This window comes from Pseudomonas brassicacearum, assembly GCF_000585995.1.
Classification (GTDB): Bacteria; Pseudomonadota; Gammaproteobacteria; order Pseudomonadales; family Pseudomonadaceae; genus Aquipseudomonas; species Aquipseudomonas brassicacearum_A.
The window spans coordinates 5713434-5734738 of record NZ_CP007410.1 but is presented as its reverse complement, the minus strand read 5'-3'; the positions used below and the strand labels follow the sequence as shown (position 1 = coordinate 5734738).

General features: G+C 60.7%; 19 protein-coding genes. 10 read left to right on the top strand and 9 right to left on the bottom strand.

Annotated elements, in window-relative coordinates; translation table 11 throughout:
* Window positions 1-187: 187 nt before the first annotated feature.
* Window positions 188-4036 (bottom strand): EAL and GGDEF domain-containing protein, encoded by a 3849-nt coding sequence (locus CD58_RS24585; protein ID WP_025215573.1) that lies wholly within the window; start codon window positions 4034-4036, stop codon window positions 188-190.
* Between the two features lie 271 nt (window positions 4037-4307).
* Here CD58_RS24585 and ettA point away from each other — a divergent pair, with 271 nt between their 5' ends.
* On the top strand, window positions 4308-5972 hold the full coding sequence (ettA, locus tag CD58_RS24580) for an energy-dependent translational throttle protein EttA (protein ID WP_025215572.1): 1665 nt from the start codon (window positions 4308-4310) through the stop codon (window positions 5970-5972).
* A gap of 217 nt (window positions 5973-6189) precedes the next feature.
* Here the strand turns inward: ettA and CD58_RS24575 are convergent, their stop codons facing one another.
* The 4 genes from CD58_RS24575 to CD58_RS24560 all read right to left on the bottom strand — a co-directional run bounded on the left by CD58_RS24575 (window position 6190) and on the right by CD58_RS24560 (window position 9656).
* On the bottom strand, window positions 6190-6681 hold the full coding sequence (locus tag CD58_RS24575; protein ID WP_025215571.1) for a GreA/GreB family elongation factor: 492 nt from the start codon (window positions 6679-6681) through the stop codon (window positions 6190-6192).
* Between the two features lie 70 nt (window positions 6682-6751).
* On the bottom strand, window positions 6752-7108 hold the full coding sequence (locus CD58_RS24570; protein WP_025215570.1) for a hypothetical protein: 357 nt from the start codon (window positions 7106-7108) through the stop codon (window positions 6752-6754).
* 116 nt (window positions 7109-7224) lie between these two features.
* Window positions 7225-9078, bottom strand: coding sequence for a DUF4105 domain-containing protein (locus CD58_RS24565; RefSeq protein WP_025215569.1), 1854 nt, complete (start codon window positions 9076-9078; stop codon window positions 7225-7227).
* A gap of 89 nt (window positions 9079-9167) precedes the next feature.
* Entirely contained in the window at window positions 9168-9656 is a 489-nt protein-coding gene (locus CD58_RS24560; protein WP_025215568.1) for a DUF3015 domain-containing protein, read from the bottom strand.
* Between the two features lie 273 nt (window positions 9657-9929).
* On the opposite strand from CD58_RS24560, the gene CD58_RS24555 reads away from it, so the two are divergent.
* The 4 genes from CD58_RS24555 (at window position 9930) to CD58_RS24540 (ending at window position 14476) form a co-directional block, all read left to right on the top strand.
* On the top strand, window positions 9930-12368 hold the full coding sequence (locus CD58_RS24555) for a Lon protease family protein (protein ID WP_025215567.1): 2439 nt from the start codon (window positions 9930-9932) through the stop codon (window positions 12366-12368).
* A 324-nt stretch (window positions 12369-12692) separates the two neighbouring features.
* Window positions 12693-13034 carry a hypothetical protein gene (locus CD58_RS24550; RefSeq protein ID WP_025215566.1) on the top strand — a complete coding sequence of 114 codons (342 nt, stop codon included), beginning with the start codon at window positions 12693-12695 and terminating at the stop codon, window positions 13032-13034.
* 131 nt (window positions 13035-13165) lie between these two features.
* A complete protein-coding gene (locus tag CD58_RS24545) occupies window positions 13166-13654 on the top strand; it encodes a TIGR00645 family protein (RefSeq protein ID WP_025215565.1) in 489 nt (162 codons plus the stop codon).
* Between the two features lie 204 nt (window positions 13655-13858).
* Window positions 13859-14476 carry an FKBP-type peptidyl-prolyl cis-trans isomerase gene (locus CD58_RS24540; protein WP_025215564.1) on the top strand — a complete coding sequence of 206 codons (618 nt, stop codon included), beginning with the start codon at window positions 13859-13861 and terminating at the stop codon, window positions 14474-14476.
* A gap of 126 nt (window positions 14477-14602) precedes the next feature.
* Here the strand turns inward: CD58_RS24540 and CD58_RS24535 are convergent, their stop codons facing one another.
* From CD58_RS24535 to CD58_RS24525, 3 genes are all read right to left on the bottom strand, one after another.
* The gene (locus CD58_RS24535; RefSeq protein ID WP_025215563.1) at window positions 14603-14860 is read right to left on the bottom strand and encodes a hypothetical protein; all 258 of its coding nucleotides are present in this window, start codon (window positions 14858-14860) and stop codon (window positions 14603-14605) included.
* 203 nt (window positions 14861-15063) lie between these two features.
* Entirely contained in the window at window positions 15064-15405 is a 342-nt protein-coding gene (locus tag CD58_RS24530; RefSeq protein ID WP_025215562.1) for a zinc ribbon domain-containing protein YjdM, read from the bottom strand.
* Window positions 15406-15534: 129 nt separating this feature from the next.
* Window positions 15535-16503, bottom strand: coding sequence for a polyprenyl synthetase family protein (locus CD58_RS24525; protein ID WP_025215561.1), 969 nt, complete (start codon window positions 16501-16503; stop codon window positions 15535-15537).
* A gap of 239 nt (window positions 16504-16742) precedes the next feature.
* Between CD58_RS24525 and rplU the strand changes: the two genes are divergently transcribed.
* The 5 genes from rplU (at window position 16743) to CD58_RS24500 (ending at window position 20639) form a co-directional block, all read left to right on the top strand.
* Window positions 16743-17057 carry a 50S ribosomal protein L21 gene (gene rplU / locus CD58_RS24520; protein ID WP_003176051.1) on the top strand — a complete coding sequence of 105 codons (315 nt, stop codon included), beginning with the start codon at window positions 16743-16745 and terminating at the stop codon, window positions 17055-17057.
* Window positions 17058-17092: 35 nt separating this feature from the next.
* Window positions 17093-17350 (top strand): 50S ribosomal protein L27, encoded by a 258-nt coding sequence (gene rpmA, locus CD58_RS24515; RefSeq protein ID WP_003176049.1) that lies wholly within the window; start codon window positions 17093-17095, stop codon window positions 17348-17350.
* A gap of 190 nt (window positions 17351-17540) precedes the next feature.
* On the top strand, window positions 17541-18764 hold the full coding sequence (gene cgtA / locus CD58_RS24510) for an Obg family GTPase CgtA (protein WP_025215560.1): 1224 nt from the start codon (window positions 17541-17543) through the stop codon (window positions 18762-18764).
* Window positions 18765-19046: 282 nt separating this feature from the next.
* Window positions 19047-20165 (top strand): glutamate 5-kinase, encoded by a 1119-nt coding sequence (gene proB, locus CD58_RS24505; protein ID WP_025215559.1) that lies wholly within the window; start codon window positions 19047-19049, stop codon window positions 20163-20165.
* Window positions 20166-20174: 9 nt separating this feature from the next.
* Window positions 20175-20639, top strand: coding sequence for a CreA family protein (locus tag CD58_RS24500; RefSeq protein ID WP_025215558.1), 465 nt, complete (start codon window positions 20175-20177; stop codon window positions 20637-20639).
* 179 nt (window positions 20640-20818) lie between these two features.
* Here the strand turns inward: CD58_RS24500 and rpsT are convergent, their stop codons facing one another.
* Window positions 20819-21097: a 30S ribosomal protein S20 gene (rpsT, locus tag CD58_RS24495; protein ID WP_003185593.1), complete on the bottom strand. Its 279-nt coding sequence runs from the start codon at window positions 21095-21097 to the stop codon at window positions 20819-20821.
* Between the last annotated feature and the right edge of the window lie 208 nt (window positions 21098-21305).

The window sequence follows — 21305 nt, the reverse complement described above, 5'->3', positions numbered from 1 at the left end:
CCCAACCGGTTTTGGAAGGCATATGAAAGGACGTCATGTCGCGGACGAATGGGTTTCACGCGCCATTCTGCGTTGCCTTGGCGGGCCCCATCGCGAGCAAGCTCGCTCCCACAGGGTTATGGGGACACAGGTCCAAATGTGGGAGCGAGCTTGCTCGCGATGAGGCCACAGCAGGCACCGAAGAACCTCAGTCGAGCATGAACAACGCATCATTGCTGAACTGCGCTTCGAACCGGGTGGCCGGCATTGGGCGGCCGAACAGGTAGCCTTGGACTTCGTCGCAACCGTGCTCGCGCAAGAATTCCAGTTGTTCGTGGGTCTCGACACCTTCGGCAATCACCGCCAGGTTGAGGCTGTGGGCCATGGCGATGATCGCCCGGGCGATCTGGGCATCCTGTTCGCCTGACGGCAGGCCATCGACAAAGGTACGGTCGATCTTCAGCACGTCGATGGGAAACTGCTTGAGGTAGTTGAGCGACGAATAGCCGGTGCCGAAGTCATCCACCGCGATGCTCAGGCCCAGGTTTTTCAGGCCGTCCAGGATCTGCATCGCTTCGCTGACTTCACGCATCAGGATACTTTCAGTCAGTTCCAGCTCCAGACAGGCCGGTGGCAGGCCAGTGCTGCGCAGGATATTGGCGATTCGCGTGCCGAGTTGGCCGTCGGAGAACTGCCGGGCCGAAATGTTGACCGAGACCTTCGGCACCCGGACCTTGGCCTGGTGCCAAGTCCTGAGTTGCCGGCAGGCCTCGGTGATGACCCAATCGCCGACGTCCACCACCAGCCCGAGTTCCTCGAGCACCGGGATGAAATCCCCCGGCGGCACCAGCCCACGGCGTGGATGACGCCAGCGCAACAGGGCCTCGGCGCCGGTCAAACGTTTGCCATCGCCGCTGAACTGCGGTTGGTAATACAACACGAACTCGTTCTGTTCCAGGGCATGGCGCAGGTCGCTTTCCAGTTCCAGCCGCTCCAGGGCGCTGGCGTTCATGTCGGCTTGATAGAACTGGAAGTTGTTCTTGCCGCGTTCCTTGGCGTGATACATGGCCGTGTCGGCGTTTTTCATCAGTTGGCTCAGCTCGTTGCCGTCCTGGGGGCTCAGGGCGATACCGATACTGGCGGTGACGAAGAACTCCCGGCCTTCGAGCACGAATGGCCGGACCAGGCTGGCGAGGATTTGCTCGGCCACGGTAATCGCCCGGTTCAGCGCCATTTCCCGGCTGGCCCGAGGTTGCAGCAGCAGGGTGAACTCGTCGCCGCCCATGCGTGCCACGGTGTCGTCGTCGGCCACGCAGCCGAGCAGCCGCGTGGCCATTTCCTTGAGCATCCGGTCGCCAGCGGCGTGGCCCAGGGAGTCGTTGATCGGCTTGAAACGGTCCAGGTCGAGGAACATCAGCACCACCCAGGTCTTCTGCCTTTCGGCCGATTGCAAGGCAGTGTGCAGGCGATCCTGGAACAGCGTGCGGTTGGGCAGGTGGGTCAGGGCGTCGTAGTAGGCCAGGCGATGGATACGCTGCTCGCTGGCCTTGCGTTCGCTGATGTCGCTGAAGAAGCACACGTAGCTGGCCAGATCGCCTTCATCGTCCAGTACCGCCGTGATGCCGACCCAGGCCGGATAGTGTTCGCCATTGCGGCGCTTGAGCCAGACCTCGCCCTCCCAGGTGCTGTGCTGTTGCAACTGCTTGAGCACGTAGCGCAAGTGAGCTTCCTGCTGGTCGTCCACGGTCAGCATGTTGGGCAACTGGTCCAGCACTTGCGACACCGCATAACCACTGACGCGGCTGAAGGCTTCGTTGGCCTGGACGATATAGCCAGCCGGGTCGGTGATCAGAATCGCCGAGGTCGAGTGCTCGAACACCGTGGCGGCCATGCGCAGGTCTTTTTCGGCGCGCCGCTGCTGGCTGATGTCGCGGCCGACGCCGAGCACGCCTTCGAATCCACCGTTGTCATCCCACACCAGCACCAGCCGCAACTCGATGGGGATCTTGCGCCCGTCGGCACGCAGGCAGTCGAACAGGAACAGCTGGGTTTGTAGCTGGTTGCGCAGTTCGGCCAGTTGCTCGGGAATGTCGAGAGCCTTGCTGACGCGGTCCATCAAGGTGTAGATGCCGGTCAACTGTTGCGGATTGGCAATGATTGATTGCCAGCCGTTTTGGAAGATCCAATCGGCGTTGTAGCCCAGCACCGCTTGTACCGAGGGGCTGACGTAGTTGAGCGAGAGTTTGTTGTCGGTGGAGAAAATCACGTCGCTGATGCTTTCGGCGAGCATTCGGTAGCGTTGCTCGCTGTCGCGCAGCGATTCGCTGGCCTCGATCTGCTCGGTGACGTCCTTGGCCACGCCGATGATCCGTGTCACCTGGTTGTGCCGGTCCCGGGCCAGTGCCTGTTCGCGAATGTCGAAACACCGCCATTTGCCGTTGCGATGGCGAAAGCGCAGCTGACATTGCAGCAGTTGTGTATACCCGCCGCGCCGTTGTTCCTGGCGCAGGTTGTGGTAGTGCTCGGCATCTTCGCTGTGTAGCAGGATTTCCCAGAAGTACTCGCCCATCTGGTGCAGTTCGGTACGGTCGTACCCCAGGGTCTGGCCCAGGTGATGGTTGCTGAAGATCATCCGCTGGCTGATGACGTCCTGCACGTAGAGATGATCCGGCACGGTGCGCACCACGTCGGACCAGAAACCTTCGCGTTCAAGCAGCGAGAGCTCGATCAGCTTGCGGCTGGTGATGTCGCTGATGCTCAGGATGACGGCGTTATAGTCTTGCTGCTTTTCCGGCAGGCGCAGTACCAGCCAGAGGTGTTGATCGCGGCCATGGGCATCCTGGAGCTTGATCTCCAGTTCCAGCTGTTTGTGCGGGTCGAGCAGCGCTTCGAGCAGTTTCGAGCCGATGGGGTTGTTGTCCTGCGGTCCTTTGCCGACCAACAATTGCCAGGCTTCTTCGCAGGAATCGACGTTGAGCAGCTTCAGCGCCATCTGATTGACTTCGGTGACCTGCACTTCCTGGCGCAGCTGCTCGAACTGGTGCGGACGTTCCACCCAGGCTCGCAATTGATCGCCGTTGTGCAGGCCGGCCCTGTCAAAAAAGGCCTTGAGCCCAGACAGGTCAAGCACACACAGGGCCACGCCGGTGCCTTCGAAAATATCCTGGTAGCGACGACGACCTTCGTGCAACTGGCGCTGGCGTCGGCGCGTATTCAGTAACGCGAGCACCGGCAGCATTGAAAATGCCAGGCCCAGCAGGCACTTGCCGATGAAGGCCGGTAGCAGTTGCTCGATCACCTGGCGTTGGTCGAACAGCCCGCGCAGTTGCCAGTCACTGCTGCTCAAGGGCACGGTCAGCACGGTGTTGCTCAGGTCATCCGGCGATAGGTAGGCAGGGCGAGCCGAGGTCAGGCCTTCATCGCGACTGATGATCTGCTGGTCAAGACGGTTCTCCACCAGCCACAACGGGCGCAAGCCCACATCGGCCTGTTTGGTCAGGGTCGAGAAAAAGCTTGGAGACAGGCGCAGGGCCCAGTAACCGCGGGTGCTGCCAGTGGCCTGGTGCAACAGCAGATGCACCACGGAGCCGTCTTTGGCATTGCTGAAATAGTGCGCCTGGGCACGACTGCGGCGCACCAGTTCGCTCAGGTAGTCGGCGTCCTGGCTGTCGGCTGCGCTGTCGCTGAGCACTTTGCCGGACGGGCTCAGCAAGACCAGGCTGCGCAGCTCGGGCAACGATTGCTGGAGTTTGCGCAAGAGGGCCTGCTGTTCGTCGGTCGTTTGCGGTTGTTCGACGATCGGTAGCAAATTGAGGGCGATTTGCGCGTTCAGGGCCATGTTAAGGCTGACTTGCGCGGCCAGGTCGGCGGTGTATTCGATGGTGTATTGGCGCTGTTGCTGCTGGGTTTCGCGCAGTTGGTCGAGCAACTGCCAGAAGAGCAATCCGAGCAACACCAGCACCAGCGTGGCCAGCGCGCTCTTCAATGTCCCGCGCAGGGGGGCGCTGGGCACACCAGTCGGTGCTCGTGGGGACAGGGACGGCGTGACTTTGGACAAGCTGGAATCCTGCAGTTTGCTGGACTGGCGCGACGTGCACTATAAGCCGGACGCCCGAAGGGCGGCTAGCATGCCTTGAGTTGTGGCAAAGTGCCAGCCCTTGGCGGCTGGACCTTGACCGACGGTTGAGGTAGCTTTGCCGGTCAAACAAGAGCGCTCCGGCTCCAGATCCCCAGGCTTTAACTGCCCGCAGGCATTGATGACTATCAAGTGCCCGCGCCGCGCATGGCCTGGCTCGTTCTTTTCACCTGTCACTGACGCTAGGTTCACCATGGCTCAATACGTCTTCACCATGCATCGGCTGAGCAAAGTTGTTCCGCCGAAGCGGGAAATCCTGAAAAATATTTCACTCTCGTTCTTCCCCGGCGCCAAGATCGGCGTACTGGGCCTTAACGGCTCGGGTAAGTCCACGCTGCTGAAAATCATGGCCGGCGTCGATAACGAATTCGACGGCGAAGCCCGTCCGATGCCAGACCTGAACATCGGCTACCTGCCCCAAGAGCCGCAGCTGGACCCGACCAAGACCGTGCGTGAAGTGGTCGAGGAAGCGGTCAGCGTGATCAAGGACGCCCAGGCGCGCCTGGACGAGGTCTACGCCGCCTACGCCGAGCCGGATGCCGATTTCGACAAGCTGGCCGCCGAGCAGGCCAAGCTTGAAGCGATCCTGCAGGCCAGTGATGGCCATAACCTGGACCGCCAGCTGGAAGTCGCCGCCGATGCGTTGCGCCTGCCCGCCTGGGACGCGAAGGTCGAACACCTGTCCGGCGGTGAAAAACGCCGCGTGGCCCTGTGCCGGTTGCTGCTGTCTGCCCCGGACATGTTGCTGCTCGACGAACCGACCAACCACTTGGACGCCGATTCCGTCGCCTGGCTGGAGCACTTCCTGCACGATTTCCCGGGCACTGTGGTCGCGATCACGCACGACCGTTACTTCCTCGACAACGTCGCCGGCTGGATCCTCGAACTGGACCGTGGCGCGGGTATTCCGTACGAGGGCAACTATTCGGGCTGGCTGGAAGCCAAGTCCGATCGTCTGGCCCAGGAATCCAAGCAGCAGTCGGCCCACGAAAAAGCCATGAAGGAAGAACTGGAGTGGGTGCGCAAAGGCGCCAAGGCTCGCCAGTCCAAATCCAAGGCACGTTTGCAGCGCTTCGAGGAAATGCAGTCCCAGGAATTCCAGAAACGCAGCGAAACCAACGAGATCTACATCCCGGCCGGTCCGCGCCTGGGTGACAAGGTCATCGAGTTCAAGAACGTCACCAAGGGCTATGGCGACCGCGTGCTGATCGACAACCTGTCGTTCTCCATGCCCAAAGGGGCCATCGTTGGTGTGATCGGCGGTAACGGTGCGGGTAAATCCACGTTGTTCCGCATGTTGATGGGCAAGGAAACGCCGGATTCGGGCAGCATCGAAGTCGGTGAAACCGTGCAACTGGCTTGCGTCGACCAGAGCCGCGAAGACCTGGACGGCAGCAAGACTGTGTTCCAGCAGATCTCCGACGGTTCCGACCAGATCCGCATCGGCAACTATGAAATCCCGTCGCGCACTTACGTGGGCCGTTTCAACTTCAAGGGCGGCGACCAGCAGAAATTCGTCAAGGACCTGTCCGGTGGTGAGCGCGGTCGCTTGCACCTGGCGTTGACCTTGAAGGAGGGCGGCAACGTCCTGCTGCTCGACGAACCGTCCAACGACCTCGACGTCGAAACCCTGCGTTCCCTGGAAGAGGCCTTGCTGGACTTCCCGGGTGCCGCCATTGTGATCTCCCACGATCGGTGGTTCCTCGACCGTGTGGCGACGCACATCCTGGCGTATGAAGACGATTCGCAAGCGGTGTTCTTCGAAGGCAACTACACCGAGTACGAAGCCGACCGCAAGAAACGCCTCGGCGAAGCGGCTGCCCAGCCGCACCGCGTACGGCACAAGAAACTGGCTTGAGTCGGTTGGTTGCATGAAAAAACGGAGCCTTCGGGCTCCGTTTTTCATGGCGCAATTCAGTGTGGGAGCGGGCTTGCCCGCGAAGGCGTTGGATCAGCTTGCAATGATGTTGGATGTGACGGCCTCATCGCGAGCAAGCTCGCTCCCACAGGGGGATTGGCTGGCTGGAAATCGCGGACTACCGTCGATCCAGTGTGGGAGCGGGCTGCTCAGTCCGTTAATCAAGCGTTATCGCCATGACTTCAATGGCGAGACTCCCCATCGGTCGCGTCCAGATCACCTCATCCCCAACTTTCGCCCCCAGCAATGCCCGCCCCAGCGGCGAGCCCCAGTTGATCAGTCCAGTGGCCGCATCGGCCTGATCTTCACCCACCAATTGCACTCGCTGCTCGTGATCGTGCTCATCGACAAACGTCACCCAATGCCCGATCCGCACTTGATCCGCTGACGTCGGCGCGACGACCTGCGCGCTTTGCAAGCGTTGGTTGAAATAGCGCAGGTCTCGTTCGATGTCGGCGATGCGCTGCTTGTCTGCCTGATCCTTCCTGGCCGCCTGTTGGCTGTGCAACGCCTGCAGCTCGGTGACCCGGGCCTGCAACTGGGCGAACCCGGTGGGCGTGACGTAATTGGGTTGCGCACTGACCTGGCGTTCGACCGGCTGATCGGCCTGGGCAGCGGCGTTGTCTTCGTTGACGAAAGCGCGGCTCATGGTGTTCTCCTCTATTGGAGCTTGGGCCATGGTTGCAGGCTTTTGGTTTCGACGGATGTCTGTACGCGACTCACGGCGAGCGATAAGCCCGGCCGGCGTCCCGATCCTTTTCTTGTTGCCAGGCACGTTCGTGGTCATCCCAATGACGATCGCGGTAGGCATTGCGCTCCTCGCTTTCGCGCATCGCCTGGCACTGCCGGAAACCATCGCTCCAGCCTTCTGCGTAGCGCGGATCCTTGAGATAACGCGGCACGTCTTTCCTGAACTGGCCAGTGATCACCCCCGCCGCTTGCCGACCACTGCTGCAACCGTCGTCGTAGCCGTCGGCGAACGCCGGTGGATAACCTCGGGCGATCAGGTCTTCATGAGTGGTTTCACAGCCGCCGAGCAACATCAACACACCCAGTACCACTGCCGCGCGCCTCATTTGAGCCTTCCTGCCGTATCCGCTTATACGAGAAGTCTAGAAGCGGATTCGTCAGGCCGATGTGAAAGCCCTGTGATTAATCCGTTTGTCTCTGGGCGCGTGCAGAGCGGTCTCGGTCAATAGTGATACCACTTCACCTCGAGCATCACCTCGTTCTCCGGCGAAGCCAGGTGGCTGAATTCTCGCTGGGCACTCAAGCGCAGGCCGAGGTTGCGGGACAATTCCCACTGTTGATTCAGGCTCAGGCTACGGCGCACCTCGCCGTTGACGAAGTAATCGCCCTTGGCTTCCAGGCTCAGGTTGCCCAGCGGATTCTTCCACAGCACGCCGCTGTTGAAACCGGCGGCCGGGGCGATGAACTGGGCGAAGTCGTTGTTGTGCTCGACCCGCACCGTGCCCAGGGCAAAGCCCAGGACCTCTTCGCCCAGCGCCCAGGTACCACCGGCGCCGCCATTGACGTGGCTGACCAAGGTTTCATCATCGTGTTTGCCCGGCACCCGCTCCAGGCCACCGGTGACCTGCCAGGACAGCGGTTGCAGCAGCTCGTTGCGCGGGGTCAGGGAGCGAATGGTCGCCAGGTCCAATTGCTGAAGCTGCCAGTCATTGCCTTCGTACTGGCGCAGCTTCAGTTGCAGGATTTCGATCTGCGCCCCCAGGGGGAAGCTCTCGGCGTTGTCGTTGAGGTCGTGATAGGCCATGCGCAAGCCATACTCGCCGAACGCCCGGTCGCCCCGGGTGCCGAGGCCAGCTTGCCAGGTGCGCGACTCATGGCCATCCTCGGGCAGGCCCGGTTGCGGGATGTCGAGTTCCGGCGCGGGGTTCTGGTTGATCGCCCGCAACAGCTCGAAGCTGCGCTGGGCCCGTTGCGGGTCGCGTTCCTGGCCGTTGGCCCGATAGCGTTCCAGGCGATAGGCCGCATCGATGATCAGCGCCTGGCGCGCCCGTGGCAGCGCCTTGAAGTCGGGGGCTTGGAGTTGCTGCTGGTCGGCGCTGACCTTCAGCACCCATTGTTGTTCGTCATCGCTGAGCGGTTCCGCCCGACTGAGCAGTTCCCGTTCCCGGGATGGCCGATACTCGATGCTCTCCACCAGCCCGGCTTCTTTCACGGCCTTGACGGTGTCGGTGGGAATCGCCGTCAACGGGAATTGTTCGGTCAGGCGCAGGCTGGGGCGGGCCACTTGGAGCAATTCGAGCAGGCGATAGGAACAGTTTTCATCGAAGAAAAAATAGTCGAACTGAATCTGCTTGAGTTCCCAGACGTGCTCGACCATGCGCTCGGTTTCCGCCTGGCTCAGGTTGAGGCGGTATTCCCACAGGTCGCGGTTCTCCAGGCTACGGTACTCGGAGAGTTTTTCCTGGTACGGCACCAGGGCGAACAGGCCGGGATAGCCGCCCATCAGGCCTTTCCAGGCATAGAGGATGCTGTTATCCGAGCCTTCGATGTAGGCACCGAAATTGATCGCATAGCTGAGCAGGGCGGTCTTGTCGCTTTGCACATCAGCCTGGTCGATGCGCAACAGGGTATGGCCGAACATCGACGAAGGGCTGTTCAGGTACGCAGCGGGGAAAATCATCACCGCGCTGTGGGGCGACACGTCCTTGAACCACTGGGTGAACTCGCTGCAATCGATGGCCGGCAGGTCCGTCAGCTTGAGCTGCGCCTTGAGCCAGCGCGTTCGCGCCGGGAACACGCACTGGGCGTGCTGCTGACCAGCGCTGGCCGGGCCGTACAGGGCTTGGAGGGTGGCGGTCAGCTCACGGTCGGGATGTTCATTGCCGTCGGGCGCGAGGAAAAATTTCTTGTCGCTGACGTAGCTGCGCCAGCCGCCAAGCTTGGCGGTTTCGTAGTGGCCCAGGGAGATCCAGAAGCGGTCATTGGCCAGTTGCTGCAAACGTTGAGGGTCGATATGAGGCGCGGCGGACAGCGGGGCGCACACACAGAGCGCCAGCCAGGCAAGGCGTTTGAGCATAGTCGGCTACTTGGAAAGTCGAAAATAAAGACCGAAAGGGGCCCCAAAAAGAAAAACCCGCTCCCCGAGAGGAGCGAGCGGTACCGAGCTTAAGCTTGAGTCGCGTACTTGGCCAGGCGAGGATCGCTTTTCAGTACGGTCAGGGTGTTGGTATGCACGTCTTCTGCGGTCACGTCAGCCTTGCTGAAGATCTGCTGGAAGTGCTCGTGAGTGACGGCAGAGAAATGCGCACGGTCTTCCGGCGCCACGCCCAGTACCACGGCGTAGGTCGTCAGTGCTTCGCCCTGACCCTTGGCCATGTCTTCGGACAGCTCGTTCATCATGCCATTCATGGCCAGCCAGGACTTGCCACCGTAGGTCAGTGCCGCGTTGGTCGAGCAGCCGTTGGTGCCGGAGGTCATGCCGAAGGTCGCGTTACCGGAAGTGCCGTTGGTGGTGGATGCCAGGAAGTGAGCCGGAGTGCCACGCTGACCTTCGAACAGCATGTTGCCCCAGCCGCAATCCGGGCCGCCCGGCGCCTGAGCCATGGCGTTGAGGGATACAGCGGTGAAGAGAGTACCGAGAAGAATCCGTTTCATAGCTATGTTCTCTTTATGTGCATACCAATGGACAGGGTCTGGCCCCTACAGCTGCCAGTGGGCTGGTTATGTTCCAGCCGCGCAATTTGGAGTTTAGGCACGATCCGAGGGTTCCGTGACATTTTGCAAAAACTATCCGCCAAGTCATGAATTCACGGGGCCCTGCCCGGGGTTCGCGTCTTGACTATGCTTTGGCCTGAGGCGCTCCTTGCCAGTCAGGTGCGGGGGGCGCCAGAATGCCGTTATCTGCCCCGCCTGATGTAAGGAAGCCCGATGCCTGATCCTGTTGCTGCCAGCTTGCGTCTAGCGCCCGAAGCGCTGACCCGTCCGTTTTCCGCTGAACAGTTCAGCTTCTCTACCACTAATGATCTGGAGCCCTTCCGCGGTGTGCTTGGCCAGGAACGTGCGGTCGAAGCATTGCAGTTCGGCGTGGCGATGCCGCGCCCCGGTTACAACGTATTTGTCATGGGCGAGCCCGGCACTGGCCGGTTCTCGTTCGTCAAACGCTATCTCAAGGCCGAAGGCAAGCGCCTGCAGACCCCGGCCGACTGGGTCTACGTCAACAACTTCGATGAACCCCGCGAACCCCGTGCCCTGGAGCTGCCGTCGGGCACTGCCGGGGCGTTCATCGCCGACATCAACGGCCTGATTGACAACCTGTTGGCGACCTTTCCGGCGGTGTTCGAGCACCCGTCCTACCAGCAGAAAAAAAGTGCCATCGACCGCGCGTTCAACCAGCGCTACGACCGCGCGCTCGATGTGATCGAGCGCCTGGCGCTGGAGAAAGATGTCGCGCTGTACCGTGACAGCAGCAACATCGCCTTCACGCCGATGAGCGAAGGCAAGGCCCTGGATGAGGCCGAATTCGCCCAGTTGCCGGAGGCCGAGCGCGAGCGTTTCCATGATGACATTTCCGGCCTCGAAGAGCGCCTGAACGAAGAACTCGCCAGCCTCCCGCAGTGGAAGCGCGAGTCCAGCAACCAGTTGCGCCAGCTCAACGAAGAAACCATTACCCTGGCCCTGCAACCCCTTCTGGCGCCGCTGTCGGAAAAATACGCGGAGAACGCGGCGGTCTGCGGTTATTTGCAGGCGATGCAGGTGTACCTGCTCAAGACCGTGGTCGAGCAACTGGTGGACGACAGCAAGACCGACGCCATCGCCCGCAAGCTGCTGGAAGAGCAATACGCCCCGAGCCTGGTGGTCGGGCATCCGTTCAGCGGTGGCGCCCCGGTGGTGTTCGAGCCGCACCCGACCTACGACAACCTGTTCGGCCGCATCGAATACAGCACCGACCAGGGTGCGCTCTACACCACGTATCGGCAGCTGCGTCCGGGGGCCTTGCACCGGGCCAACGGCGGTTTCCTGATTCTTGAAGCCGAAAAAATGCTCGGCGAGCCGTTCGTGTGGGATGCGCTCAAGCGCGCCCTGCAATCGCGCAAGCTGAAAATGGAATCGCCGCTGGGTGAGCTGGGTCGGTTGGCCACGGTGACCCTGACGCCGCAGCACATCCCGTTGCAGGTCAAGGTCGTGATCATCGGCGCGCGCCAGCTCTACTACGCGTTGCAGGACCTGGATCCGGATTTCCAGGAAATGTTTCGCGTGCTGGTGGATTTCGATGAAGACATCCCGATGGGCGACGAGAGCCTGGAGCAGTTCGCCCAGTTGCTCAAGACCCGTACTTCGGAAGAAGGCATGGCCCCGCTGACCGCCGATGCGGTGGCGCGCCTGGCCACTTACAGTGCGCGCCTGGCCGAACACCAGGGGCGCTTGTCGGCGCGGATCGGCGACCTGTTCCAACTGGTCAGCGAGGCGGATTTCATTCGTCAGCTGGCCGGTGACGAGATGACCGACGCCGGCCACATCGAACGCGCCCTCAAGGCCAAGGCCACGCGCACCGGGCGTGTCTCGGCACGGATCCTCGACGACATGCTGGCGGGGATCATCCTGATCGACACCGACGGCGCGGCCGTGGGCAAATGCAACGGATTGACGGTACTGGAGGTTGGCGACTCGGCGTTCGGTGTACCGGCGCGGATTTCCGCCACGGTGTACCCGGGCGGCAGCGGGATTGTCGACATCGAGCGCGAGGTCAACCTCGGCCAGCCGATCCACTCCAAGGGCGTGATGATCCTCACGGGTTACCTGGGCAGCCGTTATGCCCAGGAATTCCCGCTGGCGATCTCCGCGAGCATCGCCCTGGAGCAGTCCTACGGTTATGTGGACGGCGACAGCGCATCCCTGGGCGAGGCGTGCACGCTGATCTCGGCCTTGTCGAAGACGCCGTTGAAGCAGTGCTTCGCCATCACCGGCTCGATCAACCAGTTCGGTGAAGTGCAGGCGGTGGGCGGGGTCAACGAGAAGATCGAAGGCTTCTTCCGCCTCTGCGAAGCCCGTGGGTTGACCGGTGAGCAAGGGGCGATCATTCCCCAGGCCAACGTCGCCACCCTGATGCTCGACGAGAAAGTGTTGGCTGCCGTGCGCGCCGGGCAATTCCACGTCTATGCCGTGCGCCAGGCCGACGAAGCCTTGAGTCTGCTGGTGGGCGAGCCTGCCGGTGAGCCGGACGAAAACGGCGAATTCCCGGAAGGCAGCGTCAACGCCCGGGTGGTGGAGCGGCTGCGGGTCATTGCGGAGATGATCAGCGAAGACGACATCAAGGAAGCGGAAAAGGAACTGGCGCAGCAGGCGTTGGCGGAGGCCAAGCCGGCCTGATGTTCTCTTGATCGCCCGTATAAACCCCTGTGGGAGCGGGCTTGCCCGCGAAAGCGGTCTGTCAGTTGACATAGTCGTTAGCTGACACACTGCTTTCGCGAGCAAGCCCGCTCCCACAATAGGTTTTGCGGTGGTTTCTTGTCAGAAATGCCGCCACTTTGGCGTCAATATTCACACTATGACCGCTCGGCGCATTCTAGTCTCGAAAACCCTTGCGCCCGGAACTTTTCTTCTATCCTCAGCTCAAGGATAACGAGAGTCATCATCGGATCGAAACAGCCTCATTTAAGGGGCTGAATACCGGATCTACCGAGGGGCGCCGCCATGTCGCGCAACCTTTGCCTCACTCGTCAATGCTTGGGCCTTGTCACCCGTATCGAATGCGCCATCCGCCCACTCGCGGGAGATACCGGTATGTGGACCGTGCTCTTCGCCGCCGGAATGGCCGGTGAACAACCTTCTGCCATCAAGGCCCAGGGCCCGTTTCCTGGCCCGAACGCCGCCGAATCGATCCTCGATAACATCGTCCAGACCCTGACCACGCACGGCTATACATTGGCCGACGATCCGCAAATCTGGTGCCTGCACATGCAGGCTCAATTGCGTGAGATCAATGGCGGTCGTTGTCGCAGCGTCGACGGCTTCGAGTTTCGCCCGCTGCATTGAAGGCATCGTTGCGCGGGCAGCGGCTGTAAGATTTTGAAACAAGGGCTGGGGCCAAGGATGGGCTCGGCGTTTGTAGGGCAGGTCGTGGCTGATATACTCGCCGCGATTTTTCAGCCCTGGTGTGAGATTCAATGGAACGCTTTATCGAAAATGCAATGTACGCCTCCCGTTGGCTGCTGGCGCCGATCTACTTCGGGCTGTCCCTGGGCTTGCTGGCCCTGGCGCTGAAATTTTTCCAGGAAGTCTTTCACGTCATCCCCAACGTGTTTGCCATGGCTGAATCCGAGCTGATCCTGGTGTTGCTGTCGCTGATCGACATGGCACTGGTGGGTGGCCTGCTGGTGATGGTGATGATTTCCGGCTACGAGAACTTCGTCTCGCAACTGGACATCGACTCCGACAAGGAAAAGCTCAACTGGCTGGGCACCATGGACTCTTCATCGCTGAAGATGAAAGTCGCCGCCTCGATCGTGGCCATTTCCTCCATTCACCTGTTGCGCATTTTCATGGACGCCAAGAACGTCGATCCCGAACACCTGATGTGGTACGTGATTATCCACATGACGTTCGTGGTGTCGGCATTTGCCATGGGCTACCTGGATAAACTGACCAAGCACTGAGGTCGTTTCATCGCCCCGGCGCGGCGCCCGCCTGCTGAGATGCAGGCGGGCGTTGTCGTTTCTGGGGCGATGCTTTGACGCGGGGGCTCGTCACCCGCCTCGGCATCTGTGCTAGTCTGCTCGCCCTTTTGGTTCCGGGCGCTCCGGGAGGCGCTGTGTCACGCACGGCAATTTCCCGAGCCGTCCGCACAGCGGAGCAGCATCATGTCCGAAGTTAACCTGTCCACCGACGAAACCCGCGTCAGCTACGGCATTGGCCGTCAGTTGGGCGACCAGCTGCGCGACAACCCGCCACCGGGCGTCAGCCTGGACGCGATCCTGGCCGGCCTGACCGACGCCTTCGCCGGCAAGCCAAGCCGTGTGGGCCAGGACGAGATGTCCGCCAGCTTCAAAGTCATCCGCGAAATCATGCAGGCCGAAGCCGCTGCCAAGGCTGAAGCCGCCGCTGGCGAAGGCCGTGCGTTCCTGGCTGAAAATGCCAAGCGCGAAGGCATCACCACTTTGGCTTCCGGCCTGCAGTTCGAAGTGCTGACCCAGGGCGAAGGCGCCAAGCCGTCCCGTGAAGACCAGGTGCGTACCCATTATCACGGTACCCTGATCGACGGCACCGTATTCGACAGCTCCTACGATCGTGGCCAGCCTGCTGAATTCCCGGTGGGCGGCGTGATCCCTGGCTGGACCGAAGCACTGCAACTGATGAACGCCGGCAGTAAATGGCGTTTGTACGTGCCGAGCGAACTGGCTTACGGCGCTCAAGGCGTTGGCAGCATCCCGCCGCACAGCGTATTGGTGTTCGACGTCGAGTTGCTGGACGTTCTGTAAGGCATCAACGCTTGAACAAGCTCTTGTGGGAGCGAGCTTGCTCGCGAAAGCGGAGGGTCAGACGACATCTTGTCAGCTGATACGCCGCCATCGCGAGCAAGCTCGCTCCCACAGGGTTTGCCTGCTTCATCCGTGAAACCTGCCATTGAAATCGCTTGTCGGGCGCAACGCCCGGGCATAACAGAACAGGAACAGATTGCGCACCAGCTCCTTGAGCACCAGCGGTTCGCTGGAATTGAGGCTGTTGAGGTCCAGATCTCCCTGGTCCTGCAACTCGTTCAAGGCTTCTTCTTCAAGCACTGCACAGACTTCCCCGGTTTCCCGATGCAGGATCCTGAGGTAGGGATGTGGGCGGTCCAGCCAGGCATCGATCAAATAAGTCATGGTTCTCATCTCCTTGATGGGTTCGATGAGAATAATTCTTATTCGCTAAATAGCAAGTCTCTATTGGTGCTCCGATTCGTTTTCTGACGGTGGGTCGTGTCAGGTCAAACCGACTGGCGCTTGGCTGTGTGCGGAAAGCGGGGCTGAAGCGGGGAGGGCGAAGCACCATCCCACGCAGGCGCGCGGGATGGGATACACAAAGATCAGACTTTTCTGACGAACTCGGATTTGAGCTTCATCGGGCCGATCCCGTCGATCTTGCAATCGATGTCGTGGTCGCCATCGCACAGGCGGATGTTCTTGACCTTGGTGCCTACCTTGACCACCAGCGACGTGCCCTTGACCTTGAGGTCCTTGATCACGGTGATGGTGTCGCCGTCCTGCAGGACGTTGCCGACCGAATCTTTCTTCACGGTGTCATCGGACGCCGTTTCAGCTTCGCCGCTGGCAGACCATTCGTGGGCACACTCCGGGCAGACCAGTTGAGTGCCGTCTTCGTAGGTGTATTCGGAATTGCATTTCGGGCAGGGAGGCAACGTGCTCACTAAGGTTCCTTGGGTATCAGGAGGGCAAAAGGGCGCACATTATATAGGGTTTTGTTGCTGAGAGGGGTGTATGCGGTCCTGTGGCGAGGGAGCAAGCTCCCTCGCCACAAAAAGCCTCTTGCAATTGACTTAGTGAGTACGCGCCACCGCAAACTCACTCAGCTCCACCAGCGCGTCGCGGTACTCGCTGGCTGGCAGGGCGTCGAGGCATTTGATCGCGCGGGCGACGTAGTCACGGGCCAGTTTCGCGGTGTAGTCCAGCGAGCCGGACGCCTCGACGGCTTCGCGAATGCTTTCCAGGTCCTCGATCCCGCCTTTCTGGATCGCCTTGCGTACCAGTGCCGCCTGTTCTGGCGTGCCTTCGCGCATGGTGTAGATCAGCGGCAGGGTCGGCTTGCCTTCGGCCAGGTCGTCGCCGACGTTCTTGCCCAGGGTTTCGGCGTCGCCCTTGTAGTCCAGCAGGTCGTCCACCAGTTGGAAGGCCACGCCCAGGTGATCGCCAAAGGTGCGCAGCGCTTCGCTCTGCTCGGCGCTGGCGCCGGCCAGGGCCGCGGCACTGTGGGTCGAGGCTTCGAAGAGCATCGCGGTCTTGCCGCGGATGACTTCCATGTAGGTTTCTTCGGTGGTGCTGGCATCGCGCACCTTGGACAACTGCAGCACTTCGCCTTCGGCGATGATGCGCGTGGCCTGGGACAGGATCTTCATCACCGGCATCGAGCCCAGTTCGACCATCATTTCGAACGAGCGCGAATAGAGGAAGTCGCCCACCAGCACGCTCGGGGCATTGCCCCACATGGCGTTGGCGGTCGAACGGCCACGGCGCATGCCGGACATGTCGACCACATCGTCATGCAACAGGGTTGCGGTGTGCAGGAACTCGATGGTGGCGGCCAGCAGGCGCATGTCATCGCCTTCACGACCCAGGGCCTTGCCGCACAACAGCACCAATAAAGGACGCAGGCGCTTGCCACCGGCTGAAGTGATGTAATCGCCGATTTTCGATACCAGAGGCACTCGGGAAGTCAGCTGCTTCTTGATGATGCCGTCGACGGCGCTAAAATCGTCCGCCACCGCGCGGTAGAAAGCTTGGGGTTGCATCAGCGACAGGTGCTCCAGAAGGGTTGCGCGGCATGCTAGGACCCACGTCCGCAGGTGTCAAGGCGCGATGGACGGCTACTTGCAAGGCGCTGGCGGCTTGCGTACAATCGCGCACCCTGAACTTCCTGGGCAGCACCTGCCTTACGCAATTGCATCCGGGCCTTCCAGCCCATGCAGCCATGCCAGCCAATACCTCTTCTTATAAAGCGCTGGGTGAGCAGGATTATCGGAGAAATACCATGTCGTACGCAGTAATTGTTACTGGTGGCAAGCAATACAAGGTCGCCCCAGGTGAATACCTGAAGATCGAAAAACTGGAAATCGCTACCGGCGAATCCGTGACTTTTGATCGCGTTCTGTTGGTCGCCAATGGCGATGACGTGAATATCGGCGCTCCAGTCGTTGCTGGCGCTACCGTTGTGGCTGAAGTGATCTCCCAAGGTCGTCACGATAAAGTCCGCATCATCAAGTTCCGTCGCCGTAAGCACCACATGAAGCGTATGGGCCACCGCCAGTGGTACACCGAGATCAAAATCACCGGTATTCAGGCTTAATTTCAGCCTAATTCCTCACTAGGAGAATTGAACTCATGGCACACAAAAAAGCTGGTGGTAGTACCCGTAACGGTCGCGACTCAGAAGCCAAACGTCTTGGCGTGAAGATGTATGGCGGCCAGAAAATCATTCCGGGCAACATCATCGTGCGTCAGCGCGGCACCCAATTCCACGCCGGTTACGGTGTTGGCATGGGTAAGGATCACACCCTCTTCGCTAAAATCGAAGGCGTGATCAAGTTCGAAGTAAAGGGCGCGTTCAACCGCCGTTACGTGAGTGTTGTCGCGGCTTAATCGCGAGAATGCTGGAAAAGCCCTGTCTTGCGACGGGGCTTTTTCGTTTGTGGGGTGAGTCTCTTGCAAAACTGTTTGTATGGGCTGTCGGCGCTGCAATTGGGGCGTTTCATCAGGTCGCTGCGTTCATTTTTGCAAGAGTCTTATGTCTTGTTTTTTTGGCTCGTCCGTATGGCGAGAGGCGTGTGTCATGAAGTTTGTTGATGAAGTATCGATCCGAGTAAAGGCTGGCGACGGCGGCAATGGTTGCATGAGTTTCCGTCGGGAAAAATTCATTGAAAACGGCGGCCCGAACGGTGGTGACGGGGGCGACGGCGGCTCGATCTACATGCTCGCCGACGAAAACCTCAACACCCTGGTGGACTACCGTTACACCCGGCACTTCGATGCCGAGCGTGGCTCCAACGGCGGCAGCACCGACTGCACCGGCAAAAAAGGTGAGGACCTGGTCCTGCGCGTGCCAGTTGGCACCACGGTGATCGACTCCGCCACCCAGGAAGTCATTGGCGACCTGACCAAGGCTGGCCAGCGTCTGCTGGTCGCCCATGGCGGCTGGCACGGCCTGGGTAACACCCGTTTCAAGTCCAGTACCAACCGTGCGCCGCGCCAGACCACGCCAGGCAAGCCCGGCGAGCAGCGTGACCTGAAGCTGGAAATGAAAGTGCTGGCTGATGTGGGCCTGCTGGGTCTGCCGAACGCCGGTAAAAGCACCTTCATTCGCTCGGTGTCGGCGGCCAAGCCGAAAGTGGCCGATTACCCGTTCACCACCCTGGTGCCGAACCTGGGCGTGGTCAGCGTCGACCGTTGGAAGAGCTTCGTGGTTGCGGACATTCCGGGGCTGATCGAGGGCGCTTCCGATGGTGCTGGCCTGGGGATTCGCTTCCTCAAGCACTTGTCCCGTACGCGCCTGTTGCTGCACCTCGTGGACATGGCGCCGCTGGATGACACCAGTGCCGCCGATGCCGCCGAGGTCATCGTCAGTGAGCTGACCAAGTTCAGCCCGGCCCTGGCTGAGCGTGATCGCTGGCTGGTGCTGAACAAATGCGACCAGATCCTCGAAGAAGAGCATGAAGAGCGGGTCAAGGAAATCGTCGATCGCCTGGAGTGGGAAGGTCCGGTCCACGTGATCTCGGCCATTGCCAAAGAAGGCACCGAGCGCCTGTGCCACGACATCATGCGTTACCTGGAAGATCGCGCCGATCGCCTGGCCAATGACCCGGCCTACAAGGAAGAGCTGGCCGAACTCGACCAGCGCATCGAAGACGAGGCCCGTGCCCAGCTTCAGGCGCTGGATGACCAGCGTGCCCTGCGTCGCAGCGGCGTGAAGTCGGTCCATGACATCGGTGACGACGATTGGGACGAAGAAGACGTGGATGACGAAGACGGTCCGGAAATTATCTACGTTCGCGACTGATTTTGTGCTGGCGTGAAGCCAGGACCTGTAGGAGCCCTGTGGGAGCGAGCTTGCTCGCGATAGCGGTCTGTCAGTTGACATGGTCGTTAGCTGACACGCCGCTATCGCGAGCAAGCTCGCTCCCACAGGTTCAAGTGTTTCAGCGCAGTGTTATCATCGCCGGCAAGCCGGTTTCCAAGGCGCCGCTCATTCGAGCGGCGTTTTGGTTTCTGTAAAACGCAAATACGAATAATCCCATGGGCGGCGCTGGGTCGCGCCGTTCGCTGGCAAAGGTTGAAGATGATGCGGAGCAAGGTGACGGGTGCGCGGCGCTGGGTCGTGAAGATCGGTAGCGCGCTGCTGACGGCGGATGGCAAGGGTCTGGATCGTCAGGCGATGGCGGTGTGGGTCGAGCAGATGGTGGCCTTGCATGAGGCTGGCGTCGAGCTGGTATTGGTTTCCTCGGGGGCCGTGGCAGCGGGTATGAGCCGTTTGGGCTGGACGTCGCGACCCAGCGCGATGCACGAGCTGCAGGCCGCCGCTGCCATCGGCCAGATGGGTCTGGTGCAGGCCTGGGAGTCGAGCTTTGCCGAGCATGGTCGCCATACGGCGCAGATTCTGCTGACCCACGATGACCTGTCCGACCGCAAGCGCTACCTCAATGCCCGCAGTACCTTGCGGGCGCTGGTCGAGTTGAAAGTCATCCCGGTGATCAACGAGAACGACACGGTGGTTACCGATGAGATCCGTTTCGGCGACAACGACACCTTGGCCGCGCTGGTGGCGAACCTGGTGGAAGCCGATCTGCTGGTGATCCTCACGGATCGCGACGGCATGTTCGATGCTGATCCGCGCAACAACCCCAATGCCCAGTTGATCTATGAAGCCCGTGCTGATGATCCGGCCCTGGATGCGGTGGCGGGTGGCACTGGCGGTGCGCTGGGGCGTGGCGGTATGCAAACCAAGCTGCGTGCCGCGCGCCTGGCGGCGCGTTCCGGGGCCCACACCATCATTGTCGGTGGTCGGTTGGAGCGGGTGCTGGATCGTCTGAAGGCGGGCGAGCGCATCGGCACCTTGCTGTCCCCTGAGCGCGGCATGCTGGCAGCGCGCAAGCAATGGCTCGCCGGGCACCTGCAAACCCGTGGCACGCTGGTGCTGGATGCGGGCGCCGTGACGGCCTTGTCCCAGGGCAACAAAAGCCTGCTGCCGGTGGGTGTGAAGCTGGTCCAGGGCAGTTTCCGTCGGGGCGAAATGGTCGTGTGCGTGGCGCCGGATGGTCGCGAGATTGCTCGTGGCCTGGCCAACTACAGTGCGCTGGAAGCACAGAAAATCATCGGTCAATCGTCTGATGCGATTGTCGGTCTGTTGGGTTACATGGCGGAGCCTGAACTGGTTCACCGTGACAACCTGATCCTCGTCTAAGGAAAAATCATGGGTTTGGCAAAAGGATTGATCGGCTTGCTGCTGGCAGTACCGCTGCTGGCGTCGGCCGAGGAAATTGGCCAGGTGTCGACGGTGTTCAAGTTTGTCGGGCCGAACGACCGGATCGTGGTCGAGGCATTCGATGATCCCAAGGTCGAAGGCGTGACCTGTTACCTGTCGCGGGCCAAGACTGGCGGCGTGAAGGGCGGCCTGGGTCTGGCCGAGGATCGCGCCGAGGCGTCCATCGCCTGCCGCCAGGTGGGACCCATCAACTTCAAGGGCGAGCTCAAGGATGGCGAGGAGGTGTTCAAGGAGCGCACTTCCCTGGTGTTCAAGACCATGCAGGTGGTGCGTTTCCTCGACAAGAAGCGCAACACACTGGTGTACCTGGTCTACAGCGACCGTGTGATCGAGGGCAGCCCGCAGAACGCGGTGACGGCGATTCCGATCTTGCCGTGGGCTCGCGCTCAATAATCAACACATAGCCCTGTGGGAGCGGGCTTGCTCGCGAATGCGGTCTGTCAGTGGAGTAGATGTTGCCTGGCACACCGCTTTCGCGAACAAGCCCGCTCCCACATTTTTTGCGGCGTGCCGGTTAAATCCCGGGCAATAAAAAACCGACCCTGAGGTCGGTTTTTTAATGAACGCGTCGCTTAGGCAGCAGCGGCAACGTTCAGGGCCTTTACGTGGCCATTCAGGCGGCTCTTATGGCGAGCAGCCTTGTTCTTGTGGATGATGCCTTTATCGGCCATGCGGTCGATAACTGGCACAGCCAGAACGTAAGCAGCTTGGGCTTTTTCAGCGTCTTTTGCGTCGATGGCCTTAACTACGTTCTTGATGTAGGTACGGACCATGGAACGCAGGCTGGCGTTGTGGCTGCGACGCTTCTCAGCCTGTTTTGCACGTTTTTTGGCGGAAGGTGTGTTGGCCACCGTCGAGCTCCTCGAAAGACTTTTTAGGAAATAGCAAACAAAATAGGCCGCGAATCATGCCGATGAGTTGACGTGTTGTCAAGGGCGGGTGACGCGTTCCGCTGAATGGCAGGTGCAGCGCACCGAAGGATTTCTTTCCGGCGTGCGACCTGTAAACTCGCGGGCTTTGGCTCTGTACTGTTTAGCGGCGCGGAGTATCGCATAAGTG